This is a genomic window from Stenotrophomonas sp. GL_111, assembly GCF_057835245.1.
The window spans coordinates 2,458,731-2,476,357 of the sequence record NZ_CM174421.1; the positions used below are offsets into that span (position 1 = coordinate 2,458,731).

Consider the following 17,627-nt stretch of genomic DNA (forward strand, 5'->3'; position numbering starts at 1 on the left):
GGAGTTCCAAGGAATGGAAGCAACAACCTGGACCGGTGGCTGCCTGTGCGGCCAGATCCGCTTCGAAGCACAAGGCCAACCACTCAACCCCCACACCTGCGCCTGCGACGACTGCCGCCGCCACAGCGGCAGCCTCACCGTCGCCTGGGTCGAATTCCCCGCCGCCCAGCTACGCTGGACCGGCCCCGCCGGCACGCCCGTACGCTACCGCTCCTCCGCCCACTCCACCCGCGCCTTCTGCCCCCGCTGCGGCAGCTCATTGGGCGCCATCGACGATGCACCCATCGTCGCCCTGCTCACCGGCGTTTTCGACACCCCGCACGCCCCTGCATTGGCCCCCATCTGCCAATCCTTCGCCGACGCCCAACCCGCCTGGCTGCGCGTGCGGTTGCCGACGTAAGGGTGCACGCCCAAGCAACCGCAGCCACGCATGGCGTGGCTCTACCGTCGGTTCATTCGGTGAGCGTCTTTTGCTCTGCATACCGCTGACCAATAAACTTTACGGAGGGCGCCGTGCAACCCAATCCAGGACCGTCCACAACATGGATGTTGTGGACGAGCCCCCATGGATGGGTTCACGGCGTGTCCTGGATTGGGTTGCACGGCGCCCTCCATGCCGATGACAAGGAGACGCCAGCCTTTGAGGCGATCAATAAACTGGCAGCGAAATGAAACTTGCCTGCTGCGGCGCGTGCCACACCTGCTGCGTCGCCTTCTGGTAATCGCCCGGCTTGGCCAGATAGATGTTCGGCACGAACGACTGCGGATTGCGGTCGTACAGCGGGAACAGACTCGACTGCACCTGCACCATCACCCGATGGCCCCGCTGGAACACATGGTTTGCCGTCGGCAGCCCGAACTTGTAATCCAGCACCTGATTGGCCGCAATCGCCTTCGGCGCACTGAAACTCTCCCGGTAGCGCCCCCGGAAAATCGCCATCGACACCGCCAGCTCATACCCGCCCATCTCCGGCGTGGACGGCATCTGATCCGGATACACATCGATCAGCTTCACCACCCAGTCCGCATCGCTCCCCGTCGTGGCCGCGGCCAGGTTCACCTGCGGCGCCCCGCCAATCCGCAACGGCTCCGTCAGCGGCTCACTCACGAACGTCAGCACGTCGGTGCGACCATCCACAAACCGCTGATCCTTCACCAGCCAGCTCGTCCACATATCCCGGTCCGCGAAGCGCACCGGACGCGGCACGAACGGCACCGGCTTGGCCGGATCGGACACATACGCCTCATACGTCGCCTCTCCCGCCTGCGGCGCCTCGAACGACAGCTTGCCGCCCGCGCGCAGATACAGCGGCTTGCTCTGCGCTGCCGTCCGCGGCCACTGCTGCAGCCGGTCCCAATGATTTTCACCCGTGTTGTAGATCAACACCGGCGGCGTCTCCGCCTTGCCCGCCCCGTCCACCAGATACTGGTCGAAGAACGGCTTGAGCACATCACGACGGAACTGCAGCGCCGTATCGCCCTCGAATTTCAACGCGCCCAAGGTGCTGCCGTCATAGTTCACCTGGCTGTGCCGCCACGGCCCCATCACCAGATAGTTCAGCGCATTGCCCGTATCACGCGGTTCCATCGCCGCATAGCTGTGCACCGCGCCCCACATGTCCTCCTGGTCCCACAGCCCCTGCAACCACATCGTGGGCACCTTCAATGGCGTCTTGGCCATGCGCGCATCCAGTGCCTGCTCCTGCCAGAACGCATCGTAGGCCGGGTGCTCCACCAGCTTGTGCCACCACGGCAACTGCTCCAGCCCGTTGGCCTTGGCATAGTCACCCGCCGAGCCCGCGCGCAGGAACGTCGTGTAGTCGTCATAGCCCACGCTGGGGATCGCCGGGCCCTTGCCGCGCTTGGCCAACTGCCCGGTGAAGTAACCGAAATTGACCTGGCGGAACGCACCGTAGTTGAGCCAGTCATCGCCCATCCAGCCATCGATCATCGGGCTCTGCGGCGCGGCCACCTTCAAGGCCGGATGCGGGTCGGTCAGCGCCATCACCACCGTGAAGCCCTCATACGACGACCCCAGCATGCCCACCTTGCCGTTGCTCTCCGGCACATGCTTGACCAGCCAGTCGATCGTGTCCCACGCATCGGTGGCATGGTCCACCTTGGTGGTGTTCAACGGCCCACGCAACGGCCGCGTCATCACGTAATCGCCTTCCGAACCGTACTTGCCGCGGATGTCCTGGAACACCCGGATGTAACCACCGTCCACGAACACCTCATCACCCTGCGGCAGGATGTCGCGCATATGCGGCGAGTCGATCCGCTTGGCGCGGTTGGCCGCATCGTAGGGTGTACGGGTCAGCAGGATCGGGGCGTTCTTCGCGCCTTTGGGCACCACGATCACCGTGTACAACTTGGTGCCATCGCGCATCGGCACCATCACCACACGCTTGTCGTAATCGTAGTCCGCGCTCGGCGTCACGAACGGCTTGGCCGGAATGTCCGGTGTCATCGGCGAGGTCTGTGCCGACACACTGGCAGCAACCATGAGACTCAACAGCACGACAGGTACGACACGAACACGCATGGGCTCTCTCCCGGCAGGTAGTGGCGACGAACCTTGGCAGCCTACCCCCGCCCCGCCTGGCACGGTAGATGCCAAAGGTGGGGCGGGCGTTGCCTGGACCGCATTCAGCCGCCAACCGACGTTTCGTGCAAAGCCTGCCAACGCAGTGTCCCGTCCGTGTCCGCCTGCAGTATCGCCAGCGCCTCGCGCCGGGTGGTGGCGCCCTGCGCATCGGTGTGGTCTTCACGGTAGCGCACCGCGCAGGCATCGCCTGGCAGGGCAATGAACGCCAGCGCGTCGATCGTGATGCGCAGCCCCTTGCGGCCGCCATGCGCCGCGCCGAAAAAGCCCGTCAACGCCAGCATGTCCAGCCGCCGCCCGGCAATGCCGACCATGCTGAAATCCGCGTTGAAACGCGCCAGCAACGTCGCCAGCGCAGCGACCGGAAGGCGTGCATTGAACCAGTCTTCGATCAACACATGCAGCACCCGTACTTCTTCAAAGGCCGCCTGTTCGAAGGCAGCGCGGGAGAGTTCTTTCGTTTCGCTCATCAGCAGGTCACTCGCAGGGAAAGGGAGGCCGCCGGCAGCCGCCACACCAGCAGCATCGGCAACAGGCTCATGCCGCTGGCCAGCAGCAGCGTGAGCGGGAAGGCGCGTTCGGGTAGCGTGGCCGACAGCGCGCCCAGCACGCAGGCCAGCACCGCCGCCGCAAGACAGAAGCTGAGCTGGCGGTTGAGGTTCCACAGCGCGCTGCCGGGCATCAGCTCGTCATGGGCCAGGCCCTGGAAGGCCAGCGTCTGCGCACTGCTGCTGCACAGGCTGCCACCCAGCCCCATCAGCGCGAACGCCAGTACCGGCAACAGCGGTTGCTGCGCCTGCACGCCCAACAACAAGGTGATACCGCCGGCCTGGCACAGCATGCCCGCACTGAGCAGTACGCGCGGCCCCAGCATCGGCAGCCAGCGCCGCGTGGTGGCAATCGCCAGCGCCGAGGCCAGCGCCCAGGGCAGCATGAAACCGCCGATTGCCGCAGCGCTGTAACCCAGCCGGCTCAGCAGCAGCGTGGCTACCAACTGGGTGCCGATGAAGGTGCCCGGCACCAGCAGATACACCAGCATCGCCAGCCGCAACGGCGCATGCCGCAGCAGTGACCAGTGCAGCACCGGATGCGCGACCCGCGCCGCACCGCGTGCATAGGCCAGCAGGATCAACAGCGCCACGCCCAGCGCGCAGACCCCGAGCACACGGTGTCCGGCCTCGGCGAGCAGGCTCAGCGCCACCAGCAGCAGGCTCACGCCCAACGAACCAAGCAGCAGCCCGCGCCGATCCAGCGGCGGCACCGCCGCCCGTGTTTCACGCCGGATCCAGCACGCCGCCAGCACCAGCGTCACCACCGCCAACGGCACGCTGACCAGCAGCACCCAGCGCCACGAGCCCCAGCCCACCAGCCAACCGCCCAGCGTCGGCGACAGCGCCGGCACCAGTAGCGCCACCGCCATGATCCGCGCCGTCAGCCGGCCGCGTTCGGCCGGCGGGCAATGCCGGTACGCCATCGCCTGCCCGACCGGAATCAGCAACCCGCCGCCCAGCCCCTGCAGCAGGCGCCAGCCGATCAACGCCTCGATGCCGGGCGCGGTGCCGGCCAGCACCGCGCCCAGTGTGAACAGGCCCAGCGACAGGCACAGCAGGCGACGTTCGCCCAACCGTGCCGCCAGCCAACCGCCCAACGGAATCACCAGGGTCAGGCCCAGCATGTAGGCATTGCCGATCCACGCCAGCTGCGTCACCGAGGCCTGCAGGTCGGCCGCCATGGCCGGATAGGCCACGGTGCCGATGAACATGTTGACCAGGTCCAGCGAGAATCCCAGCAGGTACAGCAGTTCCACCTTGGTCCGATACGTCATGACGTTGATCCGAATGCGAGGCGGCAGCATGCGCGCATCCCGGTGCTGGATAAACCGAACATCCGATGCAAGACTGTCAAACCATTTTTGACAAATGAGGGGTGCACCATGGTCAGCCTGGACCGCTTCGAGACCTTCAAGGCCGTGGTCGACGCCGGCAGCCTCACCGCGGCCGCGCAGCGGCTGGGCCAGAGCAAGGCGGTGGTGAGCTTCAACCTGAAGCGGCTGGAGCAGGAGCTGGGCGTGACCTTGCTGGTACGCAATACGCGCAGCCTGGCACTGACCGAGGCCGGCGAACGCTTCCACCAGCACTGCGTGGTGATGCTGGCCACGGCCGAACAGGCCATCGAGGAGGCCCGCAGTGAACAACGGCAACTGCGCGGCACGCTGCGCCTAACTACCACGCCCGAATATGCCAGTGCCAAGGTGGTGCCGGTGCTGCAGGGCTTTCGTGCCGAGCACCCACAACTGCGCCTGCACCTGTCGACGTCACCGACCCATGCCGACCTGATTCCCGAACGTTTCGATCTGGCGATCCGGTTGGGCCGGATGGCCGATTCCCAGCTGCGCGCCACCCTGCTCGATGAGCATGCGTTATGTGCGGTGGCGGCGCCCGCGTTGCTGGCGGGCTTTCCCGATGACAGCGCGCGCGATGATCCCGACTGGGTGCGCACCTTGCCACGGCTGGGCTACCCGCGGCTGGCCGACCTGCCCCTGATCGCACCCGATGGCAGCGACCAGGTCTTCGCCAGCAATCCCGCCGATGCGGTGATCACCGTCGACAATGCGTCCACGCTGCGCGCATTCGCCCTGGCCGGTGCCGGTGCGACGGTGCTGCCGCAGTGGTTGATTGCCGATGACCTGGCGCAGGGCCGGCTGCTGCCGATCCTGCGCGGGCATCGCTTCCCGCGCCAGGGCGTATATGCGGTGTTTCCCAACACCGCCCAGCCCTCGCGCCGGGTCCAGCTGCTGCTGGCGCACCTGCGCCAGCATCTGCCCGGATGAGCGGCAGGTGCCCACCGCGTGGTCGGCACCCGCACTCGCTACCTCAGCGCACCACCTGCGCGTCCAGCATCACCGGCACGCGCTGCAGCGGCTCGCTGGCCGAGCGTGACAGCTGCACTTCATAGCGGCCCGCCGCGATCTTCCACTGCTTGTCGGCCGTATCGAAGCTGGCCAGCGTCTTCGGCTCGGCCTCGATGCGGATCCGGCGCGACTCGCCCGGCTGCAGCATCACCTTCTGGAAACCGATCAGGCGGATCGGGGTCGCGCTGCCCTCGGGCAGCGTGAGGTACAGCTGGGCCACATCGGCACCGGCGACCTTGCCGGTGTTGCGGATGTCCACGCTGGCCACCAGGCGCTGGCCCTGCGCGATCACCGACAGGTTGTCGTAGCTGAACTGCGTGTACGACAAGCCGTGGCCGAAGGCGTACTGCGGCACCAGGCCCTTGGCGGCAAACCACTTGTAGCCGACGTTGGCACCTTCGATGGTGTAGTCGATGGTGTCATCAGGCTTGTGCTTGGGCGTGAAGCCCAGGCCGTTCACCTCCGGGCGCGGCAGCTGGCTGGCATCCACCGGCCAGGTCACCGGCAGGCGACCGGACGGGTTGACCTTGCCGGTCAGCAGCGCGGCGATGCCTTCGCCGCCGCGGATGCCCGGGTACCACGCCTGCAGCACCGACGGTACCTGCTGCAGCCACGGCAGCTCGACCGGGCCGTTGGTTTCCAGCACCACCACCGTCTTCGGGTTGGCCTTGGCCACGCTGGCAATCAGCGCGTCCTGGTTGTCCGGCAGGCGCATGTGCGGCAGATCGACCGACTCGGCCGACCACTGCGTGGCGAACACGATGGCGACATCGGCCGCGGCCGCAGCGCGCGCGGCGGCAGCCACGTCGCGACCGTCCACGTAGTCGATCTTCGCGTCCGGGCGTTCGGCACGCAGTGCTTCCAGCGGCGAGGACGGGTGGAAGATCACCGGGCCCGGCCAGGTGGTCGGCAGCACGCCCGGCACCGCATTGGTGCCACGCGCCGTCCAGCCCACCATCGAGGAACCACCGCCACCGATCACACCCTTGTCGGCATGCCCACCGATGATCACGATGCGCTGCACGTCCTGGCCCAGTGGCAGCAGGTCGTTGGCATTGCGCAGCAGCACGCTGCCCTCTTCCACGGTGCGCTGCGCGGCCACGAAGCCGGCGTCGTCATCGATCGGCAGGTGCTGCGGCGGCAGGTCGAAGTTGCCGTGCGCGAACATCGTGCGCAGGATGCGGCCGACCATGTCGTCCAGACGCGTACGCGGCACCACGCCGCCGGCCACGGCCAGGCGCAGCGGCTGATCGAAGAACACCGCCTTGTCGAACACCTCACCGGCCGACTGCTGGTCCAACCCGGCCAGCGCCGCCTTGGAACCGCTGTGCACGCCGCCCCAATCGGACATCACGAAACCGGGGAACTGCCATTCCTGCTTGAGCACCTGGTTCATCAGGTAATCGTGCTCGCAGCCGTAGGTGCCGTTGATGCGGTTGTAGGAGCACATCACCGAGCCGGGCTTGCCCGCCTCCAGTGCGATTTCGAAGGCCAGCAGGTCCGACTCGCGCATCGCCTGCTCGCCGATCTCGGCGCTGTGGAAATTGCGCGAGGTCTCCATGTCGTTCATCGCGAAGTGCTTCATGGTGGAGATCACGTGCTGGCTCTGCACGCCACGGATCGATTCACCGACCAGGCGCCCGGCCAGCAGCGGGTCTTCACCGGCATATTCGAAGTTGCGGCCGTTGCGCGGATCGCGCTGCAGGTTGACGCTGCCGGCCAGCAGGATGTTGAAGCGCTGCTGCCAGGCCTCGCGGCCCATGGTGGCGCCGCCGGCGAAGGCGATGTCCGGGTTCCAGCTCGAGGCGGTGGACGGGCCCGACGGCAGTGCGGTGGCGTGGTCGCCCTTGCGCAGGCCGCCCGGGTTGGTCACGCCCAGCCCGGCATCGGCGGACTGCTGCGCGGGAATGCCCAGCCGCGCCACGCCAGGCACGAAACCGGCCGAACCGACCGCGCCTTCCGGCAGCGGGCCGCCGTCCTTGCCCAGCCCGAAGTAGCTGTGCAGCATCTGGAACTTCTCGTCGTCGGTCATCTGCGCCACCAGCAGGCGGGCGCGTGCGTCGGCGCTCAAACCGGTGTCCATCCAGGGCGTCGCGCCGCCGACCGGGGCGCTGTAGCCCAGCGTGAGCAGGGTCGCGGCGATCGCCGGGCCCTCGGGATCGGTGCGCAGCTTGAGGCTGCGACGGCTGGACGTCTCGAAGCCCTGGCTGTAGGCACCCGAGCTGCCCTGCGCATCGAAACCGGCCGCACGTGCGGTGTCGGCATCCACATCCCCCAGCAACAGGGCCGGCGCACCCAGGCGCGAGGCGTCAACCAGCGCCTTGACCTTGGCACTGGCCTGCGGGTCGGTCACGGTGCTGGCGGCGCGGGTGTACAGCGCTACCACGTGGCGGCCGTCGTTCAAGCGCAGGTAACCCAGCGCGCGGGCTTCGTCACCGGTCTCGGCTTCCACCGGCAGGCGCGACAGCACGATGCTGCCGTGGCGCTCGGCGGCGGCGTTGTCGGCACTGATGAAACGGTAGCGATAGCCCAACTGGTCGGCCAGGGCCTGCAACGGGTCCGGCACCTGGCTGCTGTCGACCGTATCGGCCGGGCGCACCACGTTGCCGATGGTCAGCGCATCCACCTGCAGGGTCTTCAGTTGTGCGGCGAAACCGGCGATATCCACCTGCTCGGGCGCGCGCTCCAGCTGCAGCACGGTGAAGGCATCACTGCCCTCGGTGCTGGCGGGCGAAGCCGCCCAGGCCGAGGCGGACAGGGACAGAGCGATGGCGGCCGTCAGGGCCAGGGGCTTTGAAATCGTTTTCATGGGCGGGCGAAACACCTTCTGCTTGCGCAAAAAATCCAGGGAGTCGTGCCGCAGAAGGGTGCAGCGCCAAGATGGCGGATGCCGGCGTGCAACGGCCGGTATCGGGAATTACCCGGACACGGTGGCTACGACCAGGCCCCTCCGCCCGTCGTGACAGCCACTGTGTCCGGTGGGCACCGCGAACGACGCCCATCCGTGAAGAGTCGTCCACCCCGTTCATGCCTGTCAACACCGCGTTCACATTCGCAGCGGTATGCCGCCGCCCCGGATCACACGGCGGCGGGCTTGATGACCTGTGTTGCCGCGGCCTGCAGCGGCTGTCCGTCGGCGTCCTGCGGCCACATCGGTGCGAGCGGCCGGCCGTCGACCACGGCCAGCAACTGCGAGCGCGGTTCATCAGCGGCGAACAGGAACCCCTCGCCCCATTGACGCAGCGCCACCACCAGCGGAAACAGCGCCTGGCCCTGCGCGGTGAGTACGTAGTCGTGGTATCGGCTGCCATCGGCGGCCGGCTGCTGTTCCAGCACCCCGGCCTCCTGCAGCGCCTGCAGACGCTGGCTCAGCATGCTGCGCGACATGCCCAGGCTGCGCTGGAAATCGCCGAAGCGGCGCACCCCGTCGAAGGCATCACGGACGATCAGCAGCGACCAGCGATCGCCGACCCGGTCCAGGGCACGGGCAACCGGGCAGGTCAGGTTCGGATCCATCGGCATGACAGTGCTCCCGTTATGGTTTCATTTTAGAACCATGTGCCCCAGAATCAACTAGTTCTATTTTGAGACTACATCGTGACGCCCACACCTGCCCTCCCCCGTACCGCCCCCGCGCTGGTGCTGCTGTTCGCCTGCGCCGCCGGGCTCAGCGTGGCCAATGTCTATTACGCGCAACCCTTGCTGGATGCCCTGGCCGCCGACCTGCGCATCGGCACGGCATGGATCGGGGCGGTGATCGCCGCCACCCAGCTGGGTTCCGTCGCCGCCCTGCTGTGGCTGGTGCCGCTGGGTGACCGGGTCGAGCGCCGCCGCTTGATGGCCTTGCAGAACGGCGCGCTGGTGCTGGCCCTGCTTGGCGTGGCGCTGGCCGGCAATGCCGTGGCGCTGTTGTTGGGCATGCTCGCGGTCGGCCTGCTCGGCACGGCGATGACCCAGGGCTTGATCGCCTATGCAGCGGCCGCAGCCGGCCCGCACGAACGCGGCCGCGTGGTCGGTGCCGCACAGGCTGGCGTGGTGATCGGCCTGCTGCTGGCCCGCGTGGTGGCCGGCGGGGTCGCCGATCTCGGCGGCTGGCGCGCGGTGTATGTGCTGTCGGCGGCCTTGATGGTGGTGACTGGCGCGACCCTGTGGTTGCGCCTGCCGCGCCTGGCCGTGCCGTGTGCGGCGCCCCCGCTGTCGCTGCTCGCCCTGCTGCGCCAGCACCCGGTGTTGCGCCGGCGTGGCGTGCTGGGGCTGCTGATGTTCACCGCGTTCGGGCTGTTCTGGAGCAGCATGGCGCTGCCTTTGAGTGCCGCGCCCTACCGGCTCAGCCATACCGCGATCGGCGCGTTCGCGCTGGTCGGCCTGCTCGGTGCGCTGGCCGCCGCACGCAGCGGCCATTGGTGCGACCAGGGCCACGCCGAACGGATCACGCTGGGCGCGTTGCTGCTCCTGCTGCTGAGCTGGGCACCGCTGGCGGCGCTGCCGCTGCACCTGGGTTGGCTGGTGCTGGGCGTGCTGCTGCTCGACCTGGCGGTACAGGCCCTGCACGTCACCCACCAGAGCCTGATCCTGGCGGCTACCGCGCACGCGCAGGCACAGGTGATTGCCGCCTACATGCTGTTCTATGCCGCCGGCAGCGGCATCGGCGCCCTGCTCGGCAGCGTGCTGTATGCCGCATACGGTTGGCCCGGCGTGTGCAGCGCCGGCGCGCTGGTCTCACTGCTGGGCCTGCTCACCTGGTGGGCGATGCCGCGCTCCCCAGGGCCACACTCCCCAAGGTAGGCCCACGCCATGCGTGGCTGCCCTGCCAGCCCGCGCTGAAGCATTCAGCACCCCAACCGGGTTCAAACACGGGCCGTCAAATTCGTTAGCATTTTTACTAATTGCAGGTAGGATTATCGGTCTCAGTTCCTGATACGTGCGCTGCCGATACTCGCCACCATGCCCTGCCTGCCCGCCCTTCGCCGCCTGTTCCAGCCCCGCCGGGAGGTGCCCTGATGGGCGCCGTACTGGCCCTGGACCAGCTGCTGGAAACCCGCAGGGTCTGGCGCGGGCAGGCGCATCCGGCGGTGCCGGCCAGCGCCCGGCATCCCACCGGGCACCCGGCGCTGGACGCCCGCCTGCCCGGTGGCGGCTGGCCCCCGGCGGCGCTGTCCGAAGTGCTGCTGTCCGTCCCCGGCCAGGGCGAACTGGCGCTGGTCTGGCCGACCCTGGCCCGGCTCAGCCAGCAACAGCAGACCGTGGTGCTGATCGCTCCGCCATACCTGCCGCATGCCCCGGCCTGGGCGCGTGCCGGGCTGGCGCTGGCCCAGCTGCAGGTGGTCCGGGCCAGCCCGCGCGATGCGCTGTGGGCAGCCGAACAATGCCTGCGTTCGGCCGCCTGCGCGGCCGTGCTGTGCTGGCCGCAGCAGGCCGATGACCGCGCCCTGCGCCGGCTGCAGGTCGCCGCTGAAACCGGGCAATGCCTCGGCCTGGCCTTCCGTGACACCCGCCAGGCACGCAACCCCTCCCCGGCCGCGCTGCGCCTGCAGCTGGACGATGGCCAGGTGCGGGTGCTCAAGTGCCGCGGCGGGCTGGCCCCGGCCCAGTTGCTGCCGCTGGCCCGGGCGCATTGAGCCGCCGCCATGCAGTGGGCCTGCCTGTTGTTGCCACAGTTGGCGCTGGACATCGCGGTGCGCCAGCACCCCGACCCGCGCGTGCCGCTGGTGCTGGTCACCGGCCCGGCGCAACGCCGCGTACTGCACGCGGTCAGCCCGCAGGCGCGGCAGCTCGGGCTGCGCCGCGGCATGCTCTTGTCGGCCGCACAGGTACTCACCCGCGCGATGGTCTGCGTCGAACATGACCCGCGCGCCGAGCAGCACACCCGCCAATTGCTTGCCAGCTGGCTGTATGGAATCAGCTCGCAGGTCAGCCTGGATTTCCCGCATGCGCTGGCCCTGGAGATCGGGGCCAGTCGCGCCCTGTTCGGTGACTGGGCCACGATCGAACAGCGGCTGTGCCGCGGCCTGGAGGAGCTCGGTTTCCGCCACCGCCTGGTCGCCGCGCCGAATCCGTATGCGGCCTGCGCGCTGACCCAGGTGCATGCACGGCTGGGGGTGGATGCCAGCCAACTGGACGCCGCACTGGCGCAGTTGCCGATCGAACGCAGCGGCCTGCCGGTCGAGGCGGTCACGGTATTGGCACGCTCGGGCCTGCGCACACTGGGCGCGGCGTTCCAGTTGCCGCGCGACAGCCTGGCCCGGCGCTTTCCGCCGCAGGTGCTGGCCCATCTGGATGCCCTGCGGGGTCGCTCCAGCACACCGCTGCGCTACTTCCAGCCGCCGGACCGCTTCGATGCGCGCATCGAGTTCGAGTACGAAATCGAATCCACCCAGGCCCTGCTGTTCCCGCTGCGGCGCCTGACCGGCGACCTGGCCGCGTTCCTGTTCTCGCGCGATGGCGGCGTACAGCAGTTCGAGCTGTGGTTCGAGCATGACCAGCATCCCGATACCCGGCTCAGCATCGGCCTGCTTGCCCCCGAGCGCGACGCGGCGATGCTGTTCGAGCTGGCGCGCAACCGGGTCGATCATCTGCAGCTGCCGGCCGGCAGCCGTGGGCTGCGCCTACAGGCCGAACAGCTGCCGCCCTTCGTACCGGCCGCACGTGATCTGTTCGACCCGCGCCCACAGCAGGCGATGCCCTGGGAACAACTGCGCGAACGCCTGCGTGCACGGCTCGGCGATGACGCCGTGCAGGGCCTGGGCCTGCGCGCCGAACACCGCCCCGAGCGGGCCAGCGGCGATGCCGGTGGCGCCCCCAAGGGCACACCGCCGCCGCTGCCGCTGCGCCCGGGCTGGCTGCTGCCACACCCGCAACCGCTGCACGATGCGCACCTGCGCATTCTGTCCGGACCCGAACGGATCGAATCGGGCTGGTGGGATGAAGGTGATATCCGCCGCGACTACTACGTCATCCAGACCGCACACGGCCAACGTGGCTGGGCCTATGTCAATGCCGATAGCCGCGGCGGGCCGTGGATGCTGCACGGCTGGTTTGCATGAGCACCGCCGCATGAGCAGCGCCCTGCCCGACTACGCCGAACTGCACTGCCTGTCGGCCTTCAGTTTCCAGCGCGGTGCCTCGATCGCCGAAGAGCTGTTCGCGCGCGCCAAGGGCCAGGGCTACCGCGCCCTGGCCATCACCGACGAATGCTCGCTGGCCGGCATCGTGCGTGCCTGGCAGGCCGCGCGCACGCAGGGACTTGCCTTGATCACCGGTGCCGAATTCCAGATCGAGGACGGCCCGAAACTGGTGCTGCTGTGCACCGACCTGGCCGCCTACGCGGGGCTGTGCCAGTTGATCACCCGCTGCCGCCGACGCGCGCCCAAGGGCGAATACCGCTGCCTGCGCGAGGATTTCGACGCCCTGCCCGACAGCCTGCTGTGCCTGTGGCTGGACCGCAGCCCCACACCGGCCGATGCGGCCTGGCTGCAGGCCCGTTTCGCGCAGCGGCTGTGGTTGGCGGTGGAGCTGCATCGCGAGGCCGACGATGCCCAGCGCCTGGCCGCACTGCAGCGCTTCGGCCACGAACACGACATCCCCCTGGTCGCCAGCGGTGATGTGCACATGCATGTGCGCCGCCGCCGCGCCCTGCAGGACACCCTCAGCGCGATCCGCCACCACTGCACCATCGCCGAAGCCGGGTGGCGCCTGCACCCCAACGGCGAGCGCCATCTGCGCACCCGCCAGGCGCTGGCCACGCTGTACCCGCCTGCCCTGCTGGACGCAACCCTGCACATCGCCGGGCGCTGCCATTTCGACCTGGACCAGCTGCGGTACACCTACCCGCGCGAGCTGATCCCGGCCGGGCATGATCCGGCCAGCTGGCTGCGCACGCTGGTCGAGGAAGGCATGCAATGGCGCTGGAAGAAAGGCGCCAGCGCCAAGCAGCGCGCGCAGATCGAACACGAACTGCAGCTGATCCACCACAAGCAGTACGAGTCCTACTTCCTGACCGTGCACGACATCGTGCGCTTCGCCCGCAGCCAGGACATCCTGTGCCAGGGCCGCGGTTCGGCGGCCAACTCTTCGGTCTGCTACGTGCTGGGCGTGACCGAGATCGACCCCAGCCACATGGAACTGCTGTTCGAGCGTTTCATCTCCGCCGAGCGCGACGAGCCGCCGGACATCGACATCGATTTCGAGCATGAGCGCCGCGAGGAAGTGCTGCAGTACGTGTTCAACCGTTACGGCCGCGAACGCGCCGCGCTCACGGCCGTGGCGATCAGCTACCGCGGCCGCAGCGCGGTGCGCGACGTGGCACGCGTGCTGGGCCTGCCGCCGGACCAGGTCAACGAACTGGCCGCCTGCCTGGACCGCTGGAGCAGCCACGAACCGCTGCCCGACGCCCTGCGTGAGCGCGGCTTCGACCCGGACACGCCGCTGATGCGGCGCGTGGTGGCCCTGACCCGTGAGCTCGTCGACTTCCCCCGCCACCTGTCCCAGCACCCCGGCGGTTTCGTCATCTCCGAATACCCGCTGTCCACCCTGGTGCCGGTGGAGAACGCGGCCATGGCCGACCGCACCGTGATCCAGTGGGACAAGGACGATCTGGATGCCACCGGACTGATGAAGGTCGACTGCCTGGCGCTGGGCATGCTTACCGCGGTGCGCAAATGCCTGGCCCTGCTGCACGCCCACGGCGAGCCGGCGATGGGCATGGCCGATATCCCACCCGACGATGGCCCCACCTACGACATGATCTGCCGCGCCGATACCCTGGGCGTGTTCCAGATCGAATCGCGCGCGCAGATGGCGATGCTGCCGCGCATGCAGCCGCGCAATTTCTACGATCTGGTGATCGAAGTGGCGATCGTGCGGCCCGGCCCGATCCAGGGCGACATGGTCCACCCCTACCTGCGCCGGCGCAAAGGCGAGGAGCCGGTGGAATACCCGCCGCAGTTGAAGCAGGTATTCGAACGCACCCTGGGCGTGCCGCTGTTCCAGGAGCAGGTGATGCAGCTGGCGGTCGCCGCCGCCGGCTTCACGCCCGGCCAGGCCGATGCGCTGCGCCGCTCGATGGCCGCGTGGAAGCGCCATGGCGGGCTGGAACCGCACCGCGATCGTCTGCTGGCCGGCATGGCCGCCAATGGCTACAGCCGCGACTATGGCGAGCAGCTGTTCGAACAGATCAAGGGCTTCGGCAGCTACGGCTTCCCGGAAAGCCACGCGGCCAGCTTCGCGCTGATCACCTATGTGAGCTGCTGGCTCAAATGCCACCACCCTTCGGCCTTCGCCGCCAGCCTGATCAACAGCCAGCCACTGGGCTTCTACACCCCCGACCAGATCCTGCAGGACGCGCGCCGCCACGGCGTGCCGGTGCTGCCGGTGGATGTGCGCCACAGCGCGTGGGACTGCACCCTGGTACCGCCCGCCGCCGGGCGCCCGTTCGGGATCCGGCTCGGCCTGCGCCTGATCGAGGGGTTCAGCGAGGACGTGGCCACTGCGCTGGTGCGGGCACGTCAGTGCGCCGCCTTCGACAGCGTCGCCGACCTCAGCCAGCGCGCACGGCTGGACCGTCGCCACCAGGGGCTGCTGGCCGATGCCGGCGCGTTGAAAGGCTTGAGCGGGCACCGCCATCGCGCGCGCTGGGACGTCTCCGGCGTGGAGAAGCCGCTGCCGCTGTTCGAGACCGCGCGCGCCACCGTCGAAGCCAGCGTGCCGCTGCCGCCGCCCACGGCGTTCGATGACATGCAGGCCGATTACAACAGCACCGGCACCACCCTGGGCCGGCACATGGTGTCCTTCATCCGCCCGCAGCTGCGCCAGCGCCGCTGCCAGCGCTCGGACGAGCTGGCCGCGCTGCCGCACGGGCGCGCCGTGCGCTTCGCCGGGCTGGTGCGGATGCGCCAGCGTCCGCAGACCGCCAGCGGAGTCACCTTCCTCACCCTGGAGGACGAATGCGGCATGGTCAACGCGGTGGTCTGGCGCAGGATCGCCGATCGCCAACACCGGGTGCTGGTGGAAGCGCAGTTGATGCAGATCGACGGGCGGCTGGAGCGGGTGGATGGCGTGCAGCACCTGATCGTGCGGCAGATGCACAACATCGATACGCTGATCGAGGGCGTGCGCACGCACAGCCGCGACTTCCACTGACGCGAAGCATCAGCGACGTGACCGACTTCACGCCAGACGCAAATACAGAGTTTCCCGACTGGTGCCGCAAACGCGGCTTCGGTATTGTCGCGAGCTTCCAAGGATATGGAGCCTCCCTTGTCACGCGCCCTCACCGTCACCACGCTGATCGTTTCCAGCCTCGCCCTGGTCGTGTCCGGCTGGACCGCGCTACGCCTGCAGCACAGTCTGGCCGATGACCGGGTGATCACCGCGCGGGGCCTGGTCATCCAGGACAGCAGTGGCCAGGCCCGGGTGATCCTCGGCGCGCCGGTGCCCGACCCGCTCAGCAAGGGCGTTTCGCAGGGCCCGCGCGCCTCGCCGCTGTCGGGCATGATCCTGCTCGGTGCCGATGGCTCCGAACGCGGCGGCTACGGCACCGCCGATGTCGGCGACGAGGCCATGCTCACCCTGGACGATGCCAGCGGCACCACCGAAGTGTTCAAGGTCACCGCCAATCCCGACCGTGGCGCCACCTTGGTGATCAAGCACCAGAACAGCACCGGTGCGATGCTGACCTCCTGGCAGGGCAAGCCGGAACTGATCTTCCTCGGCGACAACGGCCAGTCGCACTACGTCCGCCCGAGTGCCCCCAGCGCGCCCTGAGTCGCCAGCGCCTGGCGCAGGTCCAGCGCGAAACGCCGCGCCTCGGCAAGCCCCAGCACCGCCGTGGTGATGCGCAGCCCGTGCACGCCCGGCTGCACCGCGAATACCTCGCCAGCGCGCAGCTGCCAACCGCGCTGCGCCATCGCCAGCACCAGCGGCTGGCTGTCCTGCGCCAACGGCAACCACAGGTTCAACCCCTCCATCCGCGCCGGCGTGGCGATGCCCTGTTCGTGCAATGCCTGCTGCAACTGCTGACAGCGTTGCGCGTAGTCGCGCCCGGCCTTGGCCACCCGTGCCAGCACGCGCGCCGATCCCAGCGCCGCCGCTGCGGCATCCTGCAGCAGGTGGCTGACCCAGCCGGTGCCCGGGGCCATGCGCAGGCGCAGGCGCGCGGCGGTATCGGCATCGCAGCCCAGCACCGCCAGGCGCAGGTCCGGGCCCAGTGCCTTGGACAACGAACGCAGCAGTGCCCAGCGCAGGGTGCCCGCGGGGATCACCGAGTAATACGGCTGCTGCGACAACAATGCGAAATGATCGTCCACCAGCACCAGCACCTGCGGATGCTGCTCCAGCACCTGGCGCAGCTCGCGCGCCCGACGCCGGCTCAACCCGGCGCCGGTCGGGTTGTGTGCACGCGGGGTGAGCAGCACCGCACGCGCACCGGCCTGCAGCGCCTGCATCAGCGAAGCCGGCAGCATGCCTTCCTCATCGATGGCCACCGCCAACGTGGCGTGCCCGGCAGCACGCAGCGTGTTGAGGCTGCCCAGGAAGCACGGATTCTCCACCGCGATCCGGTCGCCCGGCAGCAGCCAGCCGGCCAGCACCCGTTCGATCGCATCCACCGCGCCATGGCTGAGTTCCAGCGCATAGCCGGGCGGGCAATCGGGGTCCAGCTGCGCGCGCGCCAGCCGCTCCAGCAGCGGGTCCAGGGTCGGCGTGCCATACAGGCGCGGCGGCCGCGGTGGCAGCAGCGCGCGCAGGTCGGGCAGACAGCGCGGGTCCGGGTTGCCACTGGACAGATCGTGCAGGGCCGATCCGGCCGCACTGCCCTCCTGTACCCCCAGCGCCGGCGGCGCGGTCACCACGGTGCCACGCCGGCCCTGGGTCTGGGCCAGGCCGGCTGCATCCAGCCGCTTGTAGGCGGCCGCCACGGTATTGCGGTTGATCGCCAGCTGCAGCGCCAGATCGCGCACCGGCGGCAGCAGTTGGCCTGCGGCCAGCGCCCCGCTGAGGATCTGCGCACGGATGCTCTCGAACACCGCACTGGCGGTCTGGCCGGTGATTTTCATTTTGTCCTATGCCAATATACGAATCGTCCCGGGACAGTGTTGCACGAGCGACGCCGCCCTG

Annotated in this window: 13 protein-coding genes; 7 read left to right on the forward strand and 6 right to left on the reverse strand. The window is 68.8% G+C overall.

Features of this window, described 5'->3' with window-relative positions:
• The first annotated feature begins 13 nt into the window (after positions 1 to 13).
• The gene (locus tag AC3IPM_RS10955) at positions 14 to 400 is read left to right on the forward strand and encodes a GFA family protein (RefSeq protein WP_489299879.1); all 387 of its coding nucleotides are present in this window, start codon (positions 14 to 16) and stop codon (positions 398 to 400) included.
• A 249-nt stretch (positions 401 to 649) separates the two neighbouring features.
• Here AC3IPM_RS10955 and AC3IPM_RS10960 read toward each other — a convergent pair whose 3' ends face one another.
• The 3 genes from AC3IPM_RS10960 to AC3IPM_RS10970 form a co-directional block, all read right to left on the reverse strand.
• Positions 650 to 2,545 carry a CocE/NonD family hydrolase gene (locus tag AC3IPM_RS10960; protein WP_489299880.1) on the reverse strand — a complete coding sequence of 632 codons (1,896 nt, stop codon included), beginning with the start codon at positions 2,543 to 2,545 and terminating at the stop codon, positions 650 to 652.
• A gap of 104 nt (positions 2,546 to 2,649) precedes the next feature.
• Positions 2,650 to 3,120 (reverse strand): hypothetical protein, encoded by a 471-nt coding sequence (locus AC3IPM_RS10965; RefSeq protein ID WP_489299881.1) that lies wholly within the window; start codon positions 3,118 to 3,120, stop codon positions 2,650 to 2,652.
• A complete protein-coding gene (locus AC3IPM_RS10970) occupies positions 3,075 to 4,430 on the reverse strand; it encodes an MFS transporter (protein WP_489299882.1) in 1,356 nt (451 codons plus the stop codon). The genes AC3IPM_RS10965 and AC3IPM_RS10970 overlap by 46 nt, the downstream gene beginning before the upstream one ends.
• 108 nt (positions 4,431 to 4,538) lie before the next feature.
• Between AC3IPM_RS10970 and AC3IPM_RS10975 the strand changes: the two genes are divergently transcribed.
• Positions 4,539 to 5,435: a LysR family transcriptional regulator gene (locus tag AC3IPM_RS10975; RefSeq protein WP_489299883.1), complete on the forward strand. Its 897-nt coding sequence runs from the start codon at positions 4,539 to 4,541 to the stop codon at positions 5,433 to 5,435.
• Between the two features lie 43 nt (positions 5,436 to 5,478).
• Here AC3IPM_RS10975 and AC3IPM_RS10980 read toward each other — a convergent pair whose 3' ends face one another.
• Positions 5,479 to 8,325: a beta-glucosidase gene (locus AC3IPM_RS10980; protein WP_489299884.1), complete on the reverse strand. Its 2,847-nt coding sequence runs from the start codon at positions 8,323 to 8,325 to the stop codon at positions 5,479 to 5,481.
• A 269-nt stretch (positions 8,326 to 8,594) separates the two neighbouring features.
• Positions 8,595 to 9,032: a winged helix-turn-helix transcriptional regulator gene (locus AC3IPM_RS10985; RefSeq protein WP_489304108.1), complete on the reverse strand. Its 438-nt coding sequence runs from the start codon at positions 9,030 to 9,032 to the stop codon at positions 8,595 to 8,597.
• 81 nt (positions 9,033 to 9,113) lie between these two features.
• Here AC3IPM_RS10985 and AC3IPM_RS10990 point away from each other — a divergent pair, with 81 nt between their 5' ends.
• The 5 genes from AC3IPM_RS10990 to AC3IPM_RS11010 all read left to right on the forward strand — a co-directional run bounded on the left by AC3IPM_RS10990 (position 9,114) and on the right by AC3IPM_RS11010 (position 16,277).
• Positions 9,114 to 10,301 carry an MFS transporter gene (locus AC3IPM_RS10990; protein ID WP_489299885.1) on the forward strand — a complete coding sequence of 396 codons (1,188 nt, stop codon included), beginning with the start codon at positions 9,114 to 9,116 and terminating at the stop codon, positions 10,299 to 10,301.
• 215 nt (positions 10,302 to 10,516) lie between these two features.
• Entirely contained in the window at positions 10,517 to 11,134 is a 618-nt protein-coding gene (gene imuA / locus AC3IPM_RS10995; RefSeq protein WP_489299886.1) for a translesion DNA synthesis-associated protein ImuA, read from the forward strand.
• Positions 11,135 to 11,143: 9 nt separating this feature from the next.
• A complete protein-coding gene (locus AC3IPM_RS11000; protein ID WP_489299887.1) occupies positions 11,144 to 12,559 on the forward strand; it encodes a Y-family DNA polymerase in 1,416 nt (471 codons plus the stop codon).
• 10 nt (positions 12,560 to 12,569) lie between these two features.
• Positions 12,570 to 15,653: an error-prone DNA polymerase gene (locus AC3IPM_RS11005; protein ID WP_489299888.1), complete on the forward strand. Its 3,084-nt coding sequence runs from the start codon at positions 12,570 to 12,572 to the stop codon at positions 15,651 to 15,653.
• A gap of 117 nt (positions 15,654 to 15,770) precedes the next feature.
• Complete coding sequence (locus AC3IPM_RS11010) at positions 15,771 to 16,277, forward strand: hypothetical protein (protein WP_489299889.1); 507 nt, start codon at positions 15,771 to 15,773, stop codon at positions 16,275 to 16,277.
• Here the strand turns inward: AC3IPM_RS11010 and ptsJ are convergent.
• The gene (gene ptsJ / locus AC3IPM_RS11015) at positions 16,244 to 17,566 is read right to left on the reverse strand and encodes a MocR-like B6 salvage transcription factor PtsJ (protein WP_489299890.1); all 1,323 of its coding nucleotides are present in this window, start codon (positions 17,564 to 17,566) and stop codon (positions 16,244 to 16,246) included. The two genes, AC3IPM_RS11010 and ptsJ, sit on opposite strands and share 34 nt — an antisense overlap.
• Positions 17,567 to 17,627 lie beyond the last annotated feature (61 nt).